The 19705-nt window shown below is 70.7% G+C and carries 17 protein-coding genes; 7 read left to right on the forward strand and 10 right to left on the reverse strand.

Annotated features, from left to right (window positions below; all coding sequences use genetic code 11):
* Position 1 precedes the first annotated feature (1 nt).
* Both M2283_RS04105 and M2283_RS04110 read left to right on the forward strand, forming a co-directional pair.
* Positions 2-802: an ABC transporter permease gene (locus tag M2283_RS04105; RefSeq protein WP_280874716.1), complete on the forward strand. Its 801-nt coding sequence runs from the start codon at positions 2-4 to the stop codon at positions 800-802.
* Positions 799-1962, forward strand: coding sequence for an MFS transporter (locus tag M2283_RS04110; RefSeq protein WP_280874552.1), 1164 nt, complete (start codon positions 799-801; stop codon positions 1960-1962). The genes M2283_RS04105 and M2283_RS04110 overlap by 4 nt, the downstream gene beginning before the upstream one ends.
* Here the strand turns inward: M2283_RS04110 and M2283_RS04115 are convergent.
* From M2283_RS04115 to M2283_RS04125, 3 genes are all read right to left on the reverse strand, one after another.
* Positions 1959-2555, reverse strand: a complete 597-nt coding sequence (locus M2283_RS04115; protein ID WP_280874553.1) for a hypothetical protein — start codon at positions 2553-2555, stop codon at positions 1959-1961. The two genes, M2283_RS04110 and M2283_RS04115, sit on opposite strands and share 4 nt — an antisense overlap.
* Positions 2556-2852: 297 nt before the next feature.
* The gene (locus M2283_RS04120) at positions 2853-3368 is read right to left on the reverse strand and encodes a hypothetical protein (protein WP_280874554.1); all 516 of its coding nucleotides are present in this window, start codon (positions 3366-3368) and stop codon (positions 2853-2855) included.
* Positions 3365-5083 (reverse strand): PHP domain-containing protein, encoded by a 1719-nt coding sequence (locus M2283_RS04125; protein WP_280874555.1) that lies wholly within the window; start codon positions 5081-5083, stop codon positions 3365-3367. Before M2283_RS04125 ends, M2283_RS04120 begins: the two co-directional genes overlap by 4 nt.
* Positions 5084-5320: 237 nt before the next feature.
* Here M2283_RS04125 and M2283_RS04130 point away from each other — a divergent pair, with 237 nt between their 5' ends.
* The 3 genes from M2283_RS04130 (at position 5321) to M2283_RS04140 (ending at position 8168) form a co-directional block, all read left to right on the forward strand.
* Positions 5321-5902, forward strand: coding sequence for a TetR-like C-terminal domain-containing protein (locus tag M2283_RS04130; protein WP_280874556.1), 582 nt, complete (start codon positions 5321-5323; stop codon positions 5900-5902).
* 141 nt (positions 5903-6043) lie between these two features.
* Positions 6044-7396, forward strand: coding sequence for a hypothetical protein (locus M2283_RS04135; RefSeq protein ID WP_280874557.1), 1353 nt, complete (start codon positions 6044-6046; stop codon positions 7394-7396).
* 40 nt (positions 7397-7436) lie between these two features.
* Positions 7437-8168: a hypothetical protein gene (locus M2283_RS04140; RefSeq protein WP_280874558.1), complete on the forward strand. Its 732-nt coding sequence runs from the start codon at positions 7437-7439 to the stop codon at positions 8166-8168.
* Positions 8169-8186: 18 nt separating this feature from the next.
* Here M2283_RS04140 and M2283_RS04145 read toward each other — a convergent pair whose 3' ends face one another.
* From M2283_RS04145 to M2283_RS04165, 5 genes are all read right to left on the reverse strand, one after another.
* Positions 8187-8615, reverse strand: coding sequence for an NUDIX hydrolase (locus M2283_RS04145; protein WP_280874559.1), 429 nt, complete (start codon positions 8613-8615; stop codon positions 8187-8189).
* A gap of 106 nt (positions 8616-8721) precedes the next feature.
* Entirely contained in the window at positions 8722-9090 is a 369-nt protein-coding gene (locus M2283_RS04150) for a VOC family protein (RefSeq protein ID WP_280874560.1), read from the reverse strand.
* 182 nt (positions 9091-9272) lie between these two features.
* Positions 9273-11246 (reverse strand): PE-PGRS family protein, encoded by a 1974-nt coding sequence (locus M2283_RS04155; protein WP_280874561.1) that lies wholly within the window; start codon positions 11244-11246, stop codon positions 9273-9275.
* 24 nt (positions 11247-11270) lie between these two features.
* Positions 11271-12980: a DUF2264 domain-containing protein gene (locus M2283_RS04160; protein WP_432423018.1), complete on the reverse strand. Its 1710-nt coding sequence runs from the start codon at positions 12978-12980 to the stop codon at positions 11271-11273.
* Between the two features lie 111 nt (positions 12981-13091).
* Entirely contained in the window at positions 13092-14165 is a 1074-nt protein-coding gene (locus tag M2283_RS04165; RefSeq protein ID WP_280874562.1) for a rhamnogalacturonan acetylesterase, read from the reverse strand.
* Positions 14166-14356: 191 nt separating this feature from the next.
* On the opposite strand from M2283_RS04165, the gene M2283_RS04170 reads away from it, so the two are divergent.
* Together M2283_RS04170 and M2283_RS04175 are read left to right on the forward strand one after the other, a co-directional pair.
* Positions 14357-16036, forward strand: coding sequence for a rhamnogalacturonan lyase B N-terminal domain-containing protein (locus M2283_RS04170; RefSeq protein WP_280874563.1), 1680 nt, complete (start codon positions 14357-14359; stop codon positions 16034-16036).
* 39 nt (positions 16037-16075) lie between these two features.
* On the forward strand, positions 16076-17149 hold the full coding sequence (locus tag M2283_RS04175; RefSeq protein WP_280874564.1) for a pectinesterase family protein: 1074 nt from the start codon (positions 16076-16078) through the stop codon (positions 17147-17149).
* Between the two features lie 8 nt (positions 17150-17157).
* On the opposite strand, the gene M2283_RS04180 is transcribed toward M2283_RS04175, so the two are convergent.
* Complete coding sequence (locus M2283_RS04180) at positions 17158-18567, reverse strand: RICIN domain-containing protein (RefSeq protein WP_280874565.1); 1410 nt, start codon at positions 18565-18567, stop codon at positions 17158-17160.
* 1 nt (position 18568) lies between these two features.
* On the reverse strand, positions 18569-19639 hold the full coding sequence (locus M2283_RS04185; protein ID WP_280874566.1) for a glycoside hydrolase family 43 protein: 1071 nt from the start codon (positions 19637-19639) through the stop codon (positions 18569-18571).
* Positions 19640-19705: the final 66 nt, after the last annotated feature.

Below are 19705 nucleotides of genomic sequence, written 5' to 3' on the forward strand. Positions count from 1 at the left end.
TATGAATGCCGTCCGGATCATGTGGCGCATCACGCGTCTCAACTTCCGCGCCCAACTGGAGTACCGCACCGAGTTCTTGATGATGATCGCGATCGGTGCGATCTGGCAGGTGTCGGTGATCGTCTTCGCGACCGTGCTGCTGACCCGGTTCACCGGGATGGGCGGCTGGGACAGCTCGGACGTGCTGCTCATCCCGGCCACCAGGATGCTGGCGCACGGCCTGTTCGTACTGCTCCTGGGCAGGGTGCACGGCCTCGGCCGGCACATCCAGGAGGGCAAGATCGACGCGTATCTGCTCCGCCCGATGCCGGTCTACCGCCAGATCCAGCTCCAGTACTTCCCGACGAACGCGATCGGCGACCTGACCGTGGCGACCGGCCTGATGGTGGGCGCGATCAGCCGCAGCGACCTCGATTGGACGGCGGGCCGCATCTCGTACCTGATCGCGGCCGTGCTCGGCGGGATGCTCCTGGAGGCGGCGCTGTTCACGGTGGTGGCGTCCGCGTCGCTGCGCTTCCCGGCCGCGGACTACTGGGGCCGCTGGCTGGAGGAACTCCTCGGCACCTTCGGCAGCTACCCGCTCAACGTCCTGCCCCGGGCGGTGGGCGGCCTCCTGACCTACGGCCTCCCGCTCGCGTTCGTCGCCTACTTCCCGGCGGCGGTCCTCACGGGCCACGGCCACTCCACCGGGACGCCGTACTGGCTGGCGGCGGCGTCACCGCTGCTGGGCCTGGCCGCATACCTGTCGGCACGACTCCTCTGGCGCTGGAGCCTGAACCACTACACAGGGGTGAACGGATGACGGCGCCGGCGGGCGCCAAGTCCGACTTAAGGTCCCGCCTCGCCGTCTGTCTCGTGTTCGTCGTCCTCGGCGGCACGCAGGGCGGCTGGATGGCCCGTATCCCCGCGATCCGCGACCAGGTCGGCGTCGACACGGCCGAGTGGGGGCTGCTGAGCAGTTCCTCGGCGGCCGGCGACCTGGTCGCGATCGTCCTGATCACCCTGCTGATCGGCCGGGTCAGCACCCGCCTGCTGAGCCTGCTCGCGGCGACGTTGGTACTCCTGAACGCGCCGGTCCTGGCGGGCGCGTCATCGGTCCCCGCTCTCATCCTGGGCCTGACGGCATGGGGCGTGGGAGCGACCTTCCTGGCCACACCGGTCAACGCCCTCGCGGTCGCGGTGGAGCGCACCCACGGACGCCCCCTGATGTCGAAGTTCCACGCCTCCTACAGCATCGGAGTCCTGGCGGGCGGCGTCCTGGGCACCCTGGCCGCGGCCACCGGCGTCTCACCTGGCATCCAAATGGCAGCCAGCAGCGGCGTGTTGGGCGCCCTGCTCCTCTACCTGGGCCCCCACCTCCCGAACGAGGAAGCACCTCGCCGGGAAGACCGCCGCCCACTCCGCGACCGCTTCACTCCCCAACTGATCCTGCTGGCGACAATCGCCTTCCTGGGCTCCTTCGTGGAGGGGGCGGCCTCCCAATGGAGCTCGGTCTACACAGCGGACTACTTGAACGAGGGCGCGGCCCTGGGCGCGGCGACATACACATCGTTCTCGGTGGCGATCCTCGCCTGCCGCCTGTTCGGCGACCGTTTCGTGGCCCGCCTGGGCCGCCGCACCTTCCTCCGCGCGTCTCTCCTGACAGTGGCCCTGGGCGTGACCTCGGTCGTCACCCACCCCACCCTCTGGCTCGCCCTGACCGGCTTCACGATCATCGGCCTCGGCATCGCCTGCGTCCTCCCGGCAGCCATCGCCCTGGCCGGCCGCCAGCCGGGCGTACCGGCGGGAGAGGGCGTCTCGGTCATCACCATCGGCCAGTGGCCGGGCTTCCTGCTGGCGGGACCGGCGGTGGGGGTGTTGGCGGGGGTGACGGATCTGCGGGTGGCGCTGGTGGCGTTGATCGGGGCGGCGGTGGGAGCGGCCGTTCTTACCAGGTGGGTGGTGGTGCCCAACGGCGGCTAGGGAGTGTCGCCCATTCGGCGGGGGAGATCTCGCCAATCCTCCATGGCACCGGTCACCAGCGCTTTGACCTGCTCCTCGCCTTCGGACTTGAGGACGTCCTCAAGGCAGGCGCAGTTGTCGAGATCTCCGCTCAGCACGCACACGCAGATGCCTGCGATCTGCAATCCACGGGCTGCCACGGCGAGTTGGGATTCGAGGGGAAGCGTGACCAGGCGACTGAGAGCCTCACCGATGAAGGCGACCACGAATCCGTCGCGGTGGGCTCTCGGCATCATTGCGGTCAGGCTGTCGCGGACGGTCTTGCGCATGTCCAACAGTTCGCGGGCGGCGGCGGCCAGGTCGTCACATCCGCCGGGCCGTCGATGATGCTTCACGAGATCCCGCCAGACCCGCTCCGTGGCGTACTCGGCGGCATGCGCGGAGATCACGTCCAGCGCGGGCTCGTCCAGCAGTTCGGCGCACCATGCGGCAACGGCGGGCGGGACTCGCCCCGGACTGCGGTCCGAGGTGGTCCCGGGCCTCGGACCCGAACCAGGATCCGGGAGCGCCGCTCGCCCCAGGTGCTGATAGCAGCGCAGGCCGGATTCACGCACCCGCCTTCGACAAGCCGTCCGCTTGAGCGTCGCCGCACCGCATTTGCTGCCCATTCCGCGAGTGTCGGCGGCGGCAACAGGCCCGACAACGAGGCGTCTTGACTCGACGTCAGGTCTCGGCCGTGGCTCCCGGTCCAAAACCCACCGCCACTTGGCGACTCACCGATCCGGCTCCGCCCCGTGTGTCGTCCCCCACCGCACAGCGCGAGCCCTGCGGCACATCGCTCGCGCCCATCCGGCCTCCCCCGCTCACCGTCTTCGACGCGAACAGCACCTGCCGAGCCCGTGACCGGACCGTCAGTGATCAGCGCAGCACGGCGTCGGATCCGGCACCTCGAACGGGACAAGCGTGTCCCCCGCCGCCGGCATCGCGGTGAGGACGAGTTCCCCGGACGGCGTCCACTGCGGGCGTACGTGATTCCGCGTCACCAGGCGGGTGTCCGGGGCGGGTTGGGCGGGTGTGCCCAGGACCGTGACCCGGTCGATCGCGGAGCCGGAGAGCAGCTCCGCGATCGTCATCGTGCCGGTGAGGGACGCGGCGCCGGGGAACAGGACCGCGCGGCCCAGGTCGTCCGGGGTGCCCGGGGTCACCTCGTGGGCCGCCCCCGCGAGCCGCTCCAGGGCGGTGCGCAGGAGCGGCTCGGACGGCAGGGTCAGGGAGACGGCGACGCGTGGGCGGTCGTCGCGGATCAGGTGCGTGCAGCCGAACACGCCCTCCGGGAGGGCGAGTTCGGCGGCCAGCGTGTGGAGCAGGTGGTCGGCGGCGGGGAGGTCGCGCAGGCCGGCGTCCACCGTGAGGGTGTGCCGGGTCACGAGGGCAGGACCCACACGGGGTTGGAGTAGAACCACAGGTCGGCCCACGGGTCGGCGGAGCCGACGACGTCGATCGCCGGACCGGCCGGGTCGACCGCCGCGCCCAGCGCGCCGGGGGCGGACCGGTTGCCGTCGCTGCCGCGCAGCCGCACGTACCGCGGGGTGTCGACGCGGCCGAGGTCATAGGTGAGCCGGACGGTGCCGGTGGACTTGTTCACCTCGTACGTCTTGACGACCTTGGCCGTCGGCGCGGTGAAGGTGTCCTTGTCCGCGACCGGGCCGGTCACATCGCCCTGGATGACGTCGACGCGGGCCAACTTCGGCTGGAATCCCGCCCAGTTGGGGCCGCCGGCCAGAGCCACGTCCACGGTGAGGGTGACGCGGGTGCCCTTGCGGACGTGCAGCGCCCCGCCCAGCGTGGACCAGCGGCCACCGCCCGACAGCCGCGCGTCGAGGCCGCTGATCAGCTGGCCGTGGTCGACCCAGACACGGCCGGCCCGGATGCCGTCCATGACGGCGGCGTACGAGAAACCGTCGGCGCCGACGTGCGTGCGGCTGTAGTGGCCGGGCCAGAAGTCGCCCTGGGTGATGTCGATCTGGCCGTTGTAGATCGGGTCCGGGTGGCGGCCGTCGGTGTCGAAGTTGCCGCCGGTGCCGCGCGCGGCGGTGTCGGCGTAGACCTGGTGGGAGTCGGAGTTGGCGGTGATCCACCAGGCCCGGCCCTCGGCGAGCAGGCTGTCCCAGAGGCCGCCGACGGTGGCGGTCATCCAGTCGAAGCCACCCCAGGTGCGGTAGCTCTCCAGCGGGTAGCCCGCGAAGGAGTCGACGCTGGGGTTGTTGTCGTAGATGCCGCGGGCCCGGCCCATACCGAGCGGCGCGGGCAGACCGGCGGCCTGGTGGCCGGGCGCGCCCTCGAAGCCGACGGCTATCTGGTGGTCCCGGGAGGTCGCGTCGCGCCAGGCGCGGATCTCGTGCGGGGAGTCGACACCGCGCCGGGCCGGGTGGTTGGCGAGCATCAGCGCGTCCTTGACCTTGCGCCGCTTGACCTGGTCACCGAGGAAGGCGAGCCCCGCGACGGCGAGGGCCTCGTTGGCGGGCGAGGAGCCGGAGGCGTTCTTGACGCTGCCGTCGTAGTCGTTCTCGAACTGCTTGAGGACGGACACCTCGTTCTTGCCTGGGTGCACGAACACCGTGCCGTGCTCGGCGCCCGGGATGTTCCACTCCAGGCCCTGGAAGACGAGGGTGTCGTCGTAGGCGTCACGCGCGGCGAGGATGTCCGGATTCACCTTGTCCACGCCGATCTTGGCGTGCGCCACGCTGCCGTGGTCGGTGATGACCATCCAGTCCAGGCCGTGCCGGGCACCCTGGCGGACCTGGTCGACGACGCGGTACTTGCCGTCGCTGCTGTACTGCGTGTGGATGTGGTGGTCGCCGGCCAGCCACAGGAAGCCGTTCTTGCGACGGCCGCCCGAGGCGGAGGAGGCGTGGGCGGGTGCCGCACCTGCTGCGCCGGCCAGCACGCCACCGGCGGCCAGGCCCGCGCCGAGGAGGCCGGCGCGGCGCAGCATCGAGCGGCGCGAGGACTGCTCGGGGGACAGGGCCTCGTCGGGCACGGAGGTGTCGAACGCGGCGGGCAGCGGAGCCGTCGCCCCGTCGTGCGAGTGCCCGTGGTCATGACCGTGATGGTGCGGTCCGTGTGTGTGCCCGTGCCCCATGGAACCCTCCCGATGCCGCTGCCTGCTGCGGCTGCCTTCCGCGACGCGACCACGTCGCGTGAGGAGAATTGAGGGAGGAGATGAATTGCGGACAACCGAAGGATGATCGCCGGACGTCCCCCGCACGGCGTCTCACCTCTCTCTTACCTTTTCCCTCAACTATCTCTCGTTCCGGGCGATATGGCCTGGACACAGTAGGCTCCGGCCTAGGCATCCTAGGTTCACAGGGAGTGACGCATGGCCCGAGCCGGGCTCACCACCGAGCGTGTCGTCGCGGCGGCGGCCGACCTCGCCGACGAGGTCGGCTTCGAGAACGTCACCCTGTCCGCACTGGCACGACACTTCGGCGTGAAGGACGCGAGCCTGTACGTCCATGTCAGGAACGCCCAGGATCTGCGCACCCGCGTCGCCCTCCTGGCCGGCGGCGAGCTGATCGACCGTATCGCCGCGGCCGTGGCCGGTCGGGCCGGCAAGGACGCGCTGGCCGCCTTCGCCGACGCCTACCGGGAGTACGCCCTTGAGCGGCCGGGCCGTTACGCCGCCACCCAATTGCGGATCGACCAGGCCCTCATCGCCGACACCCCCGCCTTCCGCCGCACCGCCGAGATCACCTACGGCATGCTCCGCTCCTACGGCCTCGAAGAACCCGACCTCACCGACGCCGTCCGCCTGTTGCGCGCCACCTTCCACGGCTACAGCGCCCTGGAGGCCACCGGCGGCTTCGGCGCCCCGCGCGATGTGCGGAGGTCGTGGGACAAGGCCGTGTCGGCGTTGCACATCGCACTGGAGAACTGGCCGAGGGAGAAGGACGACCACTGAACCCGCCCACGTAGAAGTGGTGGTTCCGGTCGGTGCCACAGGTGTCTCGTGGACCACTTAGACTGGAATCTTCGCGATGGTCACGTGCCGCCCCGGGGGAGGGAGCGCGCCTTGTCTCAACAGCAGCTGGGACGCGGTCCCTTGAGATCCGACGACAGCACCGCTCCGGAGCCGGGCGGCTCAAGTGAGGCCGCGCGCTTCGTGGGCTGGCTGGGCAGTCTCGGCTGTGCGACCGCCGGGTACGTCGTGTTCCAGTTCCTGTTCGGTCTGCTGCCCGACTCGCTCGGCGGGGAGGCGGCCAAGTACCTGATCGCCGGGGTCAGCGGTATCGGCACGGCCGCGTCCGCCTGGCTGGCGGCGGCCCTGGTCCGGGCCCGCGCGGCGGTCGGCCGGGCCGACGCCAACACCCCGGCCCCCGTGGCCCCGGCACCCAGCACACCCGGCCCGCTCCCCCAGATCCTCGCCGCCGCCCACCACGCCCTCGTCACCCAGGTGTCCGTCGTCGACGACCCGGCCCGCGGCCTGCTCACCGGCTGGTCGCACTCTCTCGGCGAGAGCGCCCCGTCCCGCCCCACCGCACTCGGCACCTCCTACGGCCTGCACATCATGCTCGACCTCGGCGTGCCCGACGGACGGCTGAGCACCGGCGACCTGGTGGACACCCTGTGGCGGCTGCGGCTGCCCGGCGGCGGCTGGTCGGCACGCTCCCAAGGGACCGAGCCCCGCCCCGAGATCACGGCACTCGTACTCGGTGTGCTGGCCCGCGCGGGGGCGTCCAGCGAACGGGTCGCGGCGGAGGTCGGCCGGTGCACGGCCGGCTTCACCCACGAACTCGACCGCGCCGGACGGGAGTCGACCCACGTCGTGACGACCGTCCTGCGCGGACTGCTGCGCGCCGCACCCCACTCCGACGTCATCCCCCGGCTGCGCGAGGCCCTCGTCGACAGCGCCGTCAGCGACCCGCGCCGCGACCACCTGCGCTGCTGGAGCTACCGGCTGGAGCCGCCGTACGGACTGCCCTCCGCGCTGCACACCGCGCAGGCCGTGGTCGCCCTGGACCGGACCGCCCGGATCCTCGGCGAGGGCGCCGCCTCGAAGGCCGCCCGGGAGGACGGCGTCCGCTGGCTGCTGGCCTGCCCGGACCCGGCCCAGGATCTACGGAACCTGCGCGAGGAGGTGCGCCGGCCCCGCCCGGACGACCCCTCGCGCCACGAGGTCCTGAACGTACGGCACTTCACCGCGTCCTGGACCCTGCGCGCGCTGATGACCCCGGGGGCCAGGGAGGTCGCCGAGCAGGACGGCCTCGAAACGGAGTGGCGGGCCCTGCTGGAGCGGGCCGCCGCCACGGTGTGGGCCGCGCAGACCGACGGCATCTGGTCCTGGGGGCGGATCGAGAACAGCGAACTGCGTCATCCGATGTGGATGACCTACCAGGGGCTATCGGCGCTGCGCGCACATGCCGTATGGGTATATCGGCAGGAAGAGACCAGTTGACCGAACTCGGCGCACGGGGGCGGTCGTTGAGGAGGAGTGCATGGGCGGTCGGCAGGTTCTGGCGGCACGGCGATTACTGACCGAGACGCTGGACAGGGAGCTGCCGGAACGCCGGCTGGCCGACGCGGCCCGCTCGGTCGTCGCCGAACTGGGCACCAGAGAACGGCTGTTGGAGCTGATCGCCGAACTCGCCTGCGGCGAGGGCGATCCCGAGTGGTGCGCCCGGCTGTCGTACCGCCACGTCCTCGGCTTCGACAAGCTGCTGCTGATCGACGGCGGACCGCGCCACATGCTGCGCGCCCACCTGTGGCACCGGGGAACGGGCGCGGTCGGCGAGGAGGACATCCACAACCACCGCTCACCGCTTGCCTCGTACATCGTCCTCGGCCGGCTCGCCATGGAGTTGTACGAGGTCGAGCGCGGCGACGGGGACGGTATCGCCGCCGCCCGCTACGAGGAGTCCCTGGACCAGGGTTCGGCGGACTGGCTCCTGGAGCCGACCGGCCCGGCACGACTGCGGCTGACCCACGTGGGCCAGTACGCGGCGGGCAGTTCCTACGCCCTGCCTGCCCATACCCTGCACCGCGCCTGGTGCGAGACGGACGGCCCGACGGTGACGCTGTTCCTGGAGACGGGCAGCGAACGCCGCGAGCACACCGACGTGTTCACGGCGGCGGGACCGCATCCGGGGGCGGTGCCGAAGGTGCCGCTGGACGCGGAGGAGTATGTGGGGGCGCTGCGGGGGCTGGCCGAGCTGCTGCGGACTACGTGAGCGAACGTGATCAGTGGGTCAGTACGAGAAGGCCTGGCGGACGACGTCGAGGTTGTAGTCGTCGATGTCGACCTCGGTCAGCCGCTCAAGGCTGAGCCACTTGCTGTCCTGATCGGCCTCGGGGAGCTTGATCTCGTCGGGGTCGGACAGCAACCGCACCCGGAAGTTCTGCTGCCAGTTCTTGACCTCGTGGCCGCGGTACTCGCTGACGAAGGACGACTCACCGATCCTGGCGACGATCTCGCCGCGCAGTCCCGTCTCTTCCTTCAGCTCACGCAGCACACCGGCCTCGGGACTCTCCCCCGGCTCCAGCTTCCCGCACGGAACACCCCACACCCGGGGCAGGAACCGCTCGTTCTCACTCCGGCGCACGAGCAGCACCCGGTTGTCGTCGTCCATCACGACGGCCGCCGCGAGGCGCCTGTCGCCGGGGATCTCCATGTCCATGGTTCCTCGGTCCCTCGCCGGTGATGAGTCCAAAGGGTTTGATACCCAAGAAAGTCCCAACTCTACCAGGGTGGCCCTACGGAACGCTGTGAGTCAGGTCGCTCCCTCACCGCTCCCGCTCCGCCGCACTCCGCTCCACGCAGAACTCGTTGCCCTCCGGGTCACCCATGACGACCCACCCCGCCCCGTCCCCCGTGCGCTGGTCGTCGAGGACGGTGGCGCCGAGACCGACGAGGCGCCGAACCTCCTCGTCGCGGGTGCGGTCGCCGGGCTGGAGGTCGAAATGCAGACGGTTCTTGCCGGTCTTGGCCTCCGGGACGGTGACGAAGAGCAGGCCCGCGCGCTCGATGAGCGCCTCCTCGTCCCCGGGCCGGTCCTCCTCGGCCAGGGGCAGGTCCAGGACCCGGGACCAGAAATGGGCGACCGCGTAGGCGTCGGCGCAGTCGATCGTCACATGGCGGATGGCGGAGGTCATGGGAGGGATTCTCGGCCGTGCCGGCGGATCCGGGCAACGTCTGCGGCAACCTTTCGATCATCGGGGGCGACGAGGGGGCATGGCCTCCGCAGGACCCAGCTCCACCCACCGCCGGGTCCGGGCGGCCCGCAGGCCCGTCGGCGCCGGACTCACCGCCTCGGCGACCCGGCGGATCGCCCGTCTCACGCCGTGACCGACGGAACCTCCTCGTGCAGCCGCTCGGACATCCAGCGGAGCACCTCGACGGGCAGCGCCGGATGTTCGGCTGCCGCCCGTGCCGTGTCGGGGTCCCGCAGCAGGCCGGTCAGGACGTGGGCCGGGAGGTGCGGATGACTGATCGCCTCGTGCCGGACGGAGTCGTCCGGATCGTCGAGGAGCCGTACCGCGGAGACGGCCGTCAGCCGCGGGTCGGCCACGGCTCGGCGGCGGACCTCCGCGCTGGGGTCGCGGCTGAGGCGTTCCACCAGCTCGGGCGTCGACTCCGGGTCGTCCAGGGCCAGTTGGCGCAGGCGCGGATTCGGGTCGTCGGCGTAGCGCAGGAGGTCGGTGCGGGGGAAGTTGGGGTGGCCGTGCGGGCGGTCGGGGCAGGAGAGGCTGCCGGTCCACCACTGCCAGACCTCCAGCAGCATGTCCGCGGGCGCGTCGTCGCAGGACTCGGCGAGGAAGAGGCGTACGACGCGGTCCTCGTCGCGGGCGAGCAACTCGACGACGTCGGGCGGCAGATGGCGGGCCCGGGCGACGCTCCGGCGGACGAGCGGGTGGGCGGAGAGGGCCAGGCGGCGCATCGCGTCGGCATCGTCGTGCAGCGCCCTGACCCACTTCAGGTCGCCGTAGTGGGTGCCCGGCTCGAACTCGATACGGATACCCGCCCGTTGCTCCTCGGAGAGGTCGGCGCGGGTGGACACCGCGAACCGGACGCCCGGGTCGGGGTCCTCGGCGAGGAACGCGACCAGGTCCGGGGGCAGCTGCGCGTGGTGGGCGAGGGTACGGCGGATCGTCGCGTCCTCCTGCCGGGCCAGGTGCTCGGCGAGGTCGGGAGCCAGCGGACGACTGCCCAGCAGCTTGTGGTCGAGGTCCCCGGTCTCGAAGACCGCCAGGGTCACGGGGTGTTCCCTGTGGTGCTCGGACCGGGCCGACCGGCGCACCTCGCGCTCCGGGTCGGCGAGGAGGCCCTCGCGTCCGGGGAGGTCGAGACGTGGCCAGGCCACCCGGCAGGCGGCGGCGCGTACGGCGGGTTCGGGGTCGCGGGTCAGCTCGATCGCCAAGTCGACGGGCGGGCCCGGCAATTGGGCGACCTCCGCGCGGACCAGGGCGACGGGATCGGCGGCAAGTTGCCTGACGACGTCCTCGGGCAGCTCGGCACGGCGGTCCACGGCGATCATGACGAGACCTCGACGGCGTCGGGCGTCCTGCTCACCGAGGATCAGCCGGGCCCACTGCTCGGGCGTGACGTCCCGCTGCATCTCGGCCGCCATCGACCGGACGTGCCAGTCCGGGTGGGCGAACGCCGCGTCCGCCACCTCCGGCGGCAGGGGACGGAAGAGCACGTAGCGCGACTGGCCCAGCAGGCCGACCGACACGTCGTCCGGCGTCGCGAAATTCACGACGATCCCGTCGGCCCACGGCCCTCTCAGGGGCTCACCCGGACCAGGGCCCCGCATCAACGCGGCCCAGGCGGCCGCCCGCTCCTCCGGCGTCTCCCGGACGGCCACCCGCGCCGCCTCCTCCCGCCGCTCCCTGATCCGGTCCACGACGACGAGCCACACCGCGCCCTCCTCAGAGGTGACGCCGACCACCGCGCCCCCGTCCACCGAGGCCGTGACGAACTCCTGCCCCAGTACCCCGGCGAGATCCCACTCGGCACCGAGCCGGACCCGTGTCCACTCTCGCCGCCGGCCCGTCCAGTCACCGGCGACATCGATGAGGAAGACCCCGTCCCCGGCGAGGATCCCTCGCTCGGCGGCCAGCCGATGCCACTGCGCGTTCACCTCATCGGCCGCGCTCCCCTGGACGGTCACCGTCGGCTCGGTCTCCAGCGCGACGACCGGACGCCAGGCGACCCAGGGCGGCAGCACCTCCTCGGCGCGCCGATCACCCGTGCCCTCCAGCCCGGCACGCCGCAGCAACTCCGTGAGCTCGTCTCTCCTCGTGGTCATAGGGCCTCATCGTGCACGACGCGGCTATACGACGACGATCTCGGCCCCGGTTCCGTCCATCCGAACCCGCACGTCAGGCCCGTCCGCCCAGCGCACCGCCAACTCCCCGGCCCCGTCCACCCGCACGCTCACGGCCTCGTCCAACGGCCCGGGATCCGCCTCCCCGGTCAGCCGCGCCAGCGCGACGAACAGCGTCTCCCCCTCCCCGGTCACCCCGGTCAGGGCGTCGGACAGCCCGACGGCGGGCCGGAGTTCGGCCCGTACACCGTCCCGCTCGGCCGCCCAACCGGTGACCCGGATCGCCGTCCCTGCCTCGGCCCCGGAGACCACATACACCCGCACCTCCACGGCCCCCCGAGCCAGCACCACACTGGTCACCCGAGCTCCCGCACCCGCCACATGCCGGGACGCCACCCAGCCGTCGCCCACGCCGAGCGGTTCGATCTCCGTACGGCTCGGATCCTCGCCCACGATCACGCTGTTGTCGTACGCCGAAGACGGCTCCGTAACCGTCGAGTACGCGAGCCGCGTGTAGTACGGGTCGTAACGGACGTCCTCGCTGCCGTGGTTGTGCAGGCGTACCACGCCGTCCGAACTCGTCGTCTGGAGGAGCCAGTTGGCGGGGGCGATCGCCGTGAGGGAGTCGGCGCGCTCGGTCGGGGACGGTTCCTCCGGGGCCGTCCAGACCGGATGGTCCGCGGGGAGGAGCAGGCCGAGGAAGCCCTTGCTGGCCCAGTACGGGGAGGCCGGGCCCGAATAGCCTTGCAGGATGGCCGAGTTGGGGCCGTGCCAGCCCAGGGTCAGCAGACCACGGTCGTCGACCGCGCCCCGCTCCAGGAAGTACTTCAGCGCGCCCGACGCCAGCCGCCGCGTCTCCCCCGGCGGCAACGGCGTACGGCCGACCAGCGCGCCCAGCCACAGGGGGGCCGTCGTCGCGAAGCGGTAGGTGAGGGAGCGGCCCTGGTGCATGGGGGCGCCGTCGCCGCCGAACAGGTGGGCGTAGTCGGCGAGATGGCGGGAGAGTCGGTCGCCGTACAGGGCGAGCAGGCGGGGGTCGTCGGCCAGCCACGCGTGCAGGACCGGGTAGAGGTGCATCGCCCAGCCGTTGTAGTAGTCGAACTTGCGGCCGTCGCCGTCGGTGTACCAGCCGTCGCCGACGTACCAGTCCTCGATGCGTTCCAGGCCGCGGTCGATCGCCTTGCGGGACTCGTCGGTCTCGTAGCCGATCTCCTGGAGGAAGCCGCCGACGGTGACCGGGAACAACTCCCAGTTGCAGGGCCAGGGTTCGGCGGTCAGGGCGTCGCCGAGCCAGGCCGCCGCGCGCTGTCGTACGCCGTCGTCGAGCCGGTCCCACAGCAGGGGGCGGGTCAGGCGCAGGGCGAGGGCGATGGACGCCGCCTCGACCAGGGGCTGACTGCGGTCCTCGATGCGGGGCCAGACACCGGCCACGCCGGCCGCGAGTCCGTCGGCGTAGCGCTGCAGAGCGGTCTCGTCCCGGCGGAAGGCCGCCAGCAGCAGCGTACGGGCGTAGCCCTCCAGGCCGTCGGAGAGCCGGCCGGATCCGCTGACGCGGTCGCCGGGCAGGTCGTAGAGCGCGCCGCCCTGGACCGCGTAGGGCTCGACCGCGGCGAGCAGGGCGTCGGCGGCGGCCTCCCAGTGGGCCCGGGTGAAGCCGGTGCGCGGGCTGAGGTCGCGCTCTTCGGCGGGCAACTGCACCGGCTCCCCCTGCGACATCGGCCCACTCTCCCGCATCGACCCTCTCCGCTGCGTCGGCACTCTCTGCTGCGTCGGCTCTCACTGTTGAGGCCTGGGGCGCCCCGGTTCCGGTCGGGACGCCCCAGGGTTTCATCCCACCCGCACCAGGGCCGCGGGCACCAGATGCCGTGCGACGAGTTCGTCGCGCACCAGGCCCGCGTACACGGAGGCGCCGTGCACGGAGGTGTGGGTGTTGTCTCTCTTCTCGTTGTACAAGTAGATCGCTTTGGAGCCCTCCACGCCGAGGGATTCCACCAGAGTCTTCGTCTTCTCCGTCAGATCGATCAGCGGAACGTCCTGTTCGTCCGCTATCGCGCGGATGACGGCAGGATGGTCCACGCCGAGCCCGTTGACCAGAAGCGCGGTGTCATTGTTCAGGGTGCCGTCCGCATTGAACCAGCGCCGCACGATGGGGGTCACCAGCACCGGCCGTCCACCCTTCTCCCGTACGCCCGCCACCAGTGTCTCCAAGTTGGCACGGTAGGTCGCCTCGTCGGTCGTCTTGTCGTTGTGGGCGAGTTGGATCAGGACGAGGTCGCCGGGGCGGATCAACGGCCGGACGGTTCCCCACAGTTGCGGGTTCCCCAGGTACGTAACCGTACTCTCGCCGGAGTCCGCGTAGTTGGCCACGGACAGGCCCGCGCGCAGGTACCGGGGCAGTTGTTGGCCCCAGCCGTCGTAGGGGTCGCCGGGCTGGTCGCAGACGGTGGAGTCGCCGACCAGGAGGATCTGCCGGGCCTGCCGGGCCGGGGTGACGCGGATGTCGGCGAGGGCCGGGGCCGTGCCGCCGAGGACGAGGTCTAGGCCGGGCGTGCCGTCGGGGCCGGTCGGTTCGCCTTCCGGGGTGCGGACGTTCACGGTGAAGCTCCGGGCCGCGCGCCCGCCCGCCGCGACCGCCGTCTCGGGGAGCAGGGAGCGCCGGGTCTCGCCGCTGACGCTCGTGCTCGACCCGGCCGCGCCGCCGAGCAGCACCCGCACGTCGTACGTGCCGGGCGGGACGTCGAAGTGGCAGGCGGTGGCGGTGCAGTTCTCGATGCCCAGGGGGCGGGGGCCGCCGCCCCGGTGAGCCTGGGCCGGGGCCCCCGCCTGGGCTTGGGCCGGTGCGCCGGTCAGGGTGGTGCCGAGGATCAGCGCCGCCAGAACGGCGAGATTGAAACGTCTCATTCACGGCTCCTCGAACAGGTCGACATGCCTGGCGGCTGGGACCGTACCGCTATCGACAAGCGCTTTCTAGCCCCTCGACCAATTTCACCGAACTGCCTACCTCCAGGCTGAGAAAGCCCTTTCGCGTAATCGATTCAAGTGTCACTCTGCCTGACACCCGCACCCCCACCGCTTCCGAAGGAGGCACCCCCATGTCCGACCTCGTGAACAGAGCCGTCGGCCGCCGCACCTTCGTGCTCGGCAGCGCGGCCGCCGCCGGCACCGCCGCGCTCGCCGGTCCGCTCGCCGGGTCCGCGTCGGCCGCGAGCTTCGGCTGGAGCGACGACGGTTCGAACTACGTCGTCGACACCGGCGCGAGCCTCGTGTTCAAGGTCAGCAAGACCAACGGCGACCTGACCTCGCTGGTCTACAAGGGCACCGAGTACCAGGGCTACGGCGGCATGAACTCGCACATCGAGTCCGGCCTCGGCGCCTCCACGGTGACGCTCGCGCAGTCCGGTACGACGATCCTGATCTCCGTCACGCACGGGACGCTGAAGCACTACTACGCGGCCCGCAGCGGCGAGAACAACGTCTATCTGTGGACCAACAAGGCCGACACCTCGGTCAGCGCGACCCGCTACATCGTGCGCGTCAAGGCCGGCCTGTTCCTCAACGACGAGCCGGATTCGTACACTTACGCGCCGACCACCATCGAGGCCTCGGACGTCTTCGAGAAGTCCGACGGCCAGACCCGCTCCAAGCACTACTCGAAACTGCGCGTCGCCGACTACGACTACATCGGCTGGAGCACCGGCAGCGTGGGGCTCTACGTCGTCCGCTCCAACCACGAGAAGGCCTCCGGCGGCCCGTTCTACCGCTCCCTGCTGCGCCACCAGAGCTCCGGCGGCGGCGGATTGTACGAGATCCTGTACTACGGCGAGAACCAGACGGAGGCCCAACGCTTCGGCCTCCAGGGCCCGTACGTCATCGCCTTCACGGACGGCGGAGCACCCTCCTCCGCGCTGTACCACGCCAACCTCACCACCTCCTGGGCCGATTCGCTCGGCATCTCCGGCTATGTCGCCGCGAGCGGCCGGGGCCGGGTCGCGGGCGTCGGGATCAGCGGCCGGAACACGGCGTACGCGTACACGGTCGGGCTCGCCAACTCCACCGCGCAGTACTGGGCTTCGGCCCGCTCCTCGGACGGCTACTTCGCCATCGGCGGAGTCCTGCCGGGGACGTACACGTTGACCGTCTTCAAGGGTGAACTCGCCGTCTACACGGGGTCGGTGACGGTCACGGCCGGGGGCACGACCACCCTGAACACCATCGCGATCCCGTCCTCCAACGACCCGTCCAACGCGAGCGCGATCTGGCGGATCAACGACTGGGACGGCACACCGGGCGGCTTCAAGAACGCGGCCCTGATGACGTACGCGCATCCGTCCGACGTCCGGGCCGCGTCCTGGACCGGCAATGTCGTCGTCGGCAGCGGCACCGAGACCTCTGCGTTCCCCTGCTACCTCTGGAAGGACGTCAACAGCGGCATCGTCGTGTACTTCAAGCTGACGGCCGCCCAGGCCGCCGCCGCGCACACCCTGCGGATCGGCGTGACGACGGCCTACGCCAACGGCCGGCCGCAGGTCGTCGTCAACGACACCTGGACCTCCGCCGTCCCCTCGCCGCCCAGCCAGCCGAGCACCCGGTCGCTGACCGTGGGCTCCTACCGGGGCAACAACCACACGTTCACCTACAGCGTGCCGGCGTCCGCCTGGCTGACGGACACCGGCGCGTACAACACGCTCAAGATCTACGTGGCGAGCGGCTCGGGGTCGACGTCGTTCCTGAGCGCGGGCACGTCGATCGACGCGATCGATCTGCTCACGTAAAGGCGGCAACGTCCGGGCGGGGAGCGGCGACTTGAAGGCATGACCGATCCGAACACGCACCGCCGCTCCCCCGCGCGGCGTCGAGCCGCCGCCGTGGCGACCGGTACCGCGGCCGCCCTCGGGCTGGTCGCGGTGTCGCTGGCGACCCAGGCGCGGGCCGCCACCGTCATCACCGTCGCCAAGGACGGTTCGGGCCGCTACACGACCGTGCAGGCCGCCGTGAACGCGGCCGCCGCCGGCGACACGATCTCCGTCGCGAAGGGCACGTACACCGAGATCGTCAACGTGCCTGTGAGCAGGACAGGGTTGACCATCAAGGGCGCCACCGGCAACGCCGAGGACGTCGTCATCACCTATGACCGGGCCGCCGGTTACACCGACTCCGGCGGCAACAAGTACGGGACGCTGGGCAGTTCGGTCGCGACCCTCTCGGCGAGCGGCCTCACCGTCACCGGGATCACCGTCCAGAACACCTTCGACAAGACGGCCCATCCCGACGTCACGGACACGCAGGCCGTCGCGATCACCGCGCAGGGCGACCGGCAGACGTTCACCAACGACCGGTTCATCAGCCGCCAGGACACCGTCCTCAACTGGTCGCCGTCGTCGACCGGCCAGTACCGGCAGTACTTCTACTCGTCGTTCGTCTCGGGCGACGTGGACTTCGTCTTCGGCAACGCCACCGCCGTCTACGACCGGGTCACCATCCAGCTGCGCAACTCGGGCGCCGCGGCGGGCGGTCTCAACGGCTTCCTGTCGGCGCCCAACACCAGCTCCGCCAAGACGTACGGCATCCTCGTCACCGGCAGCTCGGTGACCAGCTCGGCGGCGGCCAACACGTACTACCTGGGCCGCCCTTGTCATCCGTCGGCGGACGCGGTGGGCCAGCTGGTGATCCGGGAGACCTCGTTGCCCGCCGCCGTGAAGGTCGCGGGACCCTGGACGGACATGAGCGGCTACTCCTGGAAGAACGCCCGCTTCTTCGAGTACAGGAACACGGGCGCGGGCGCCACGGTGAACTCCAACCGCCCGCAGCTCACCGACTCCCAGGCCGCGAGCTACACGGCCCAGAAGTACCTGGCGGGCACGGACGGCTGGAATCCGGTCCGGTAACCCGGCTGTCAACTACCGCGCGTCCACTGCTGGTTGGTCCCTCCGCTGCACGTGTACGTGATGATCGCGGCGGAGTTGGCGGTGGACGCACCGTTCACGTCCAGGCACTCACCGCTGGCGCGGGCCTTGACCAGGACGTAGCCGCCCGACGTGGTCAGGCTCCACTGCTGGGCGGTGGCGCCGGTGCAGTTCTCCTGGGTGACGTTCGTGGCGTTCTCCTGGAGGCACAACGAGCTGCCCCGGCCCATGAGTTGGTAGTAGCCAGTACCCAGGTCCTTGAACCACCACTTCTGGTTGGCGCCGCTGTTGCAGGTGTACTGGCTGATCGCGACGCCCTGCCACAGGGACTGGTCCGCCACGTCCGCGCACTTGGAACTGTGTCGCGCGACCAGGGTGTTGTAGGTGGCGCTGGTCCCGCCGATCGTCCCGGCGGTGGTGTCGACGGTGACCTCCGGGTACCAGGACATGGACATCGTGGTGGAGGTCGGGAAGGACAACGGCAGCCACACGTAGCGGGAGTCGTTGACGGTGCCGCCGAAGGAGTTGCCCCAGCGGTCGCCCATGTAGAGGTACGAGGTGCCCGAACTGCCGGTCACGGGCAGGACGTAGGCGGTCTGCGAGTTGTACGCCGTGGAGTCGCCGACGTTGGTCCAGGACGTCCAGGGGCCGGCGAGACTGGTGGCGGTGGCGTACTGCTGCTGGTTGGCGCTCCAGCCGGTCGCGCCCGAGGTCAGCATGAAATAGACGCTGCCCCGCTTGAACAGTGCGGGGGCCTCGCGGTGGCCGCCCGCCCAGGGGTTGGCGACCCGGCTGTCGATGCCGGTGTAGGCGGAGTTGAGCTTGTAGATGTGCAGGTCGTAGTTCTCGTTGGCGGCGGAGACCATGTACGCCGTGCCGTCGGTGTCGACGTAGGTGGTGATGTCCCGGGACATGTACTGGCCGAGCGGCTGGAAGCTGCCCTGGTAGGTGTAACTGCCGTCCACGGTCGAGGAGACGGCGACGGCCGCGCGGGCCTCGCTGTAGTCGACGCCGTTCTCCTTGTGCATCCACATCACGAACTTGCCGGTGGACGCGTTGTAGATGACCTTGGGCCGCTCGATGTAGGCGGTGCCCAGTTCGGAGGCGCTGGACTGGGTGAGGACGTGGCCCCGGAACTCCCAGGTCTTCAGGTCGGTGGAGCGGTACGCGTCCACGTACTTGAAGGTGTTGTCGGCGTTGCGGTCCTCGCCGAACCAGTAGTAGGAGGAGCCGACCTTGATGACCCCGCCGCCGTGGGCGTGCACGACGTTGCCCGAAGTGTCGGTGAACCGGGTGCCGTTGGTGACGGTCTGGGCGGCGGCCTGGGCCGGGCCCGCCGTCACCAGGGCGGCGGCGAGGGCGCAGACCAGGGCGAGCAGGATGGCGTACGCACGTCTCATCTCACACACTCTCCTTCACCGTGTCGGCCACGGGGACGCCGAAGTCGGGGGTGCCGTCCGGGTACCAGCCGAGGCGCTGGATCCGGGTATGGCGGTTGGGGTCGTTCAGGGGGTCGCCGGTGATCTCCTTGTACTGGCGGGCGTGGTAGACGAGGACGTCGCTGCGGCCGTCCTCGGCGACCGTGAAGCAGTTGTGGCCGGGGCCGTACTGCCGGGTGGTGTCGTTGCTGGTGAACACGGGGGTCGGCGACTTGGACCAGTTCGCGGGGTCCATCAGGTCGGCGTTCGCGTCGACGCTCAACAGGCCCATGCAGTAGTGCCAGTCGGTGGCGCTGGCCGAGTACGACATGAAGAGCCGACCCTGGCGGGCGATGACGGCCGGGCCCTCGTTGACCTTGTAGCCGATGCACTCCCAGTCGTACTCGGGTGTGGACAGGCGTATTTGAGGGCCCGTCAGGGTCCACGGATTCGCCATCTTCGACAGCCACAGGGCGGTGTTGTTGTCCATGTCGGGTTCGTGCTGGGCCCAGGCGAGATAGCGGGTGCCTCGGTGGGTGAAGGTGGTGGCGTCCAGGGAGAAGGTCTCCCAGGCCGTCCTCAGCCGGCCCTTCTCCTCCCAAGTGCCCTGGAACGGATCGGCGTTGGCGTTCTCCAGGACCCAGATGCGGATGTCCCAGATGCTCTCGGCGGGCGCGGAGGCGAAGTAGACGTACCACTTGCCGCCGATGCGGTGGATCTCCGGCGCCCAGATGTGGGCGCCCATCACGCCGGTGGCGTGCTTGGTCCAGATCACCGACTCGGCGGCGGTGGCAAGGCCGTTGAGGGTGCGGGAGCGGCGCAGGACGATGCGGTCGTACTCCGGGACGGTGGCGGTGAAGTAGTAGTGGCCGTCGGCGTGCCGGTGGATGTGGGGGTCGGCACGCCGACGGACGAGCGGGTTCACGAACGGGGCTGCTTTCGGGGACGCGGTCGCCGAGGTCGGGGTGATGGCGAGGGCGCCCGCGGCCAGGGCGGCCCCCTTCAGCATCAGCCTTCGGCTGGGGGCATGGGGCAGGTCGTCATTGCGGCTCATACGGCTGCCTCTCGGAAACGTTCGAGATGGCGAACACCATCTGTCATTACGAACGGCTTCGAACGC

The sequence above is a fragment of the Streptomyces pseudovenezuelae genome, from assembly GCF_029892565.1.
Classification (GTDB): Bacteria; Actinomycetota; Actinomycetes; order Streptomycetales; family Streptomycetaceae; genus Streptomyces; species Streptomyces pseudovenezuelae_A.

Coding starts and splice junctions, on each gene's coding strand:
- M2283_RS04140 (WP_280874558.1), top strand. CDS start 7,437: ATGGGCGGTCGGCAGGTTCTGGCGGCACGGCGATTACTGACCGAGACG.
- M2283_RS04105 (WP_280874716.1), top strand. CDS start 2: ATGAATGCCGTCCGGATCATGTGGCGCATCACGCGTCTCAACTTCCGC.
- M2283_RS04125 (WP_280874555.1), bottom strand. CDS start 5,083: ATGGGGCACGGGCACACACACGGACCGCACCATCACGGTCATGACCAC.
- M2283_RS04130 (WP_280874556.1), top strand. CDS start 5,321: ATGGCCCGAGCCGGGCTCACCACCGAGCGTGTCGTCGCGGCGGCGGCC.
- M2283_RS04170 (WP_280874563.1), top strand. CDS start 14,357: ATGTCCGACCTCGTGAACAGAGCCGTCGGCCGCCGCACCTTCGTGCTC.
- M2283_RS04185 (WP_280874566.1), bottom strand. CDS start 19,639: ATGAGCCGCAATGACGACCTGCCCCATGCCCCCAGCCGAAGGCTGATG.
- M2283_RS04110 (WP_280874552.1), top strand. CDS start 799: ATGACGGCGCCGGCGGGCGCCAAGTCCGACTTAAGGTCCCGCCTCGCC.
- M2283_RS04160 (WP_432423018.1), bottom strand. CDS start 12,980: ATGTCGCAGGGGGAGCCGGTGCAGTTGCCCGCCGAAGAGCGCGACCTC.
- M2283_RS04180 (WP_280874565.1), bottom strand. CDS start 18,567: ATGAGACGTGCGTACGCCATCCTGCTCGCCCTGGTCTGCGCCCTCGCC.
- M2283_RS04155 (WP_280874561.1), bottom strand. CDS start 11,246: ATGACCACGAGGAGAGACGAGCTCACGGAGTTGCTGCGGCGTGCCGGG.
- M2283_RS04175 (WP_280874564.1), top strand. CDS start 16,076: ATGACCGATCCGAACACGCACCGCCGCTCCCCCGCGCGGCGTCGAGCC.
- M2283_RS04145 (WP_280874559.1), bottom strand. CDS start 8,615: ATGGACATGGAGATCCCCGGCGACAGGCGCCTCGCGGCGGCCGTCGTG.
- M2283_RS04165 (WP_280874562.1), bottom strand. CDS start 14,165: ATGAGACGTTTCAATCTCGCCGTTCTGGCGGCGCTGATCCTCGGCACC.
- M2283_RS04150 (WP_280874560.1), bottom strand. CDS start 9,090: ATGACCTCCGCCATCCGCCATGTGACGATCGACTGCGCCGACGCCTAC.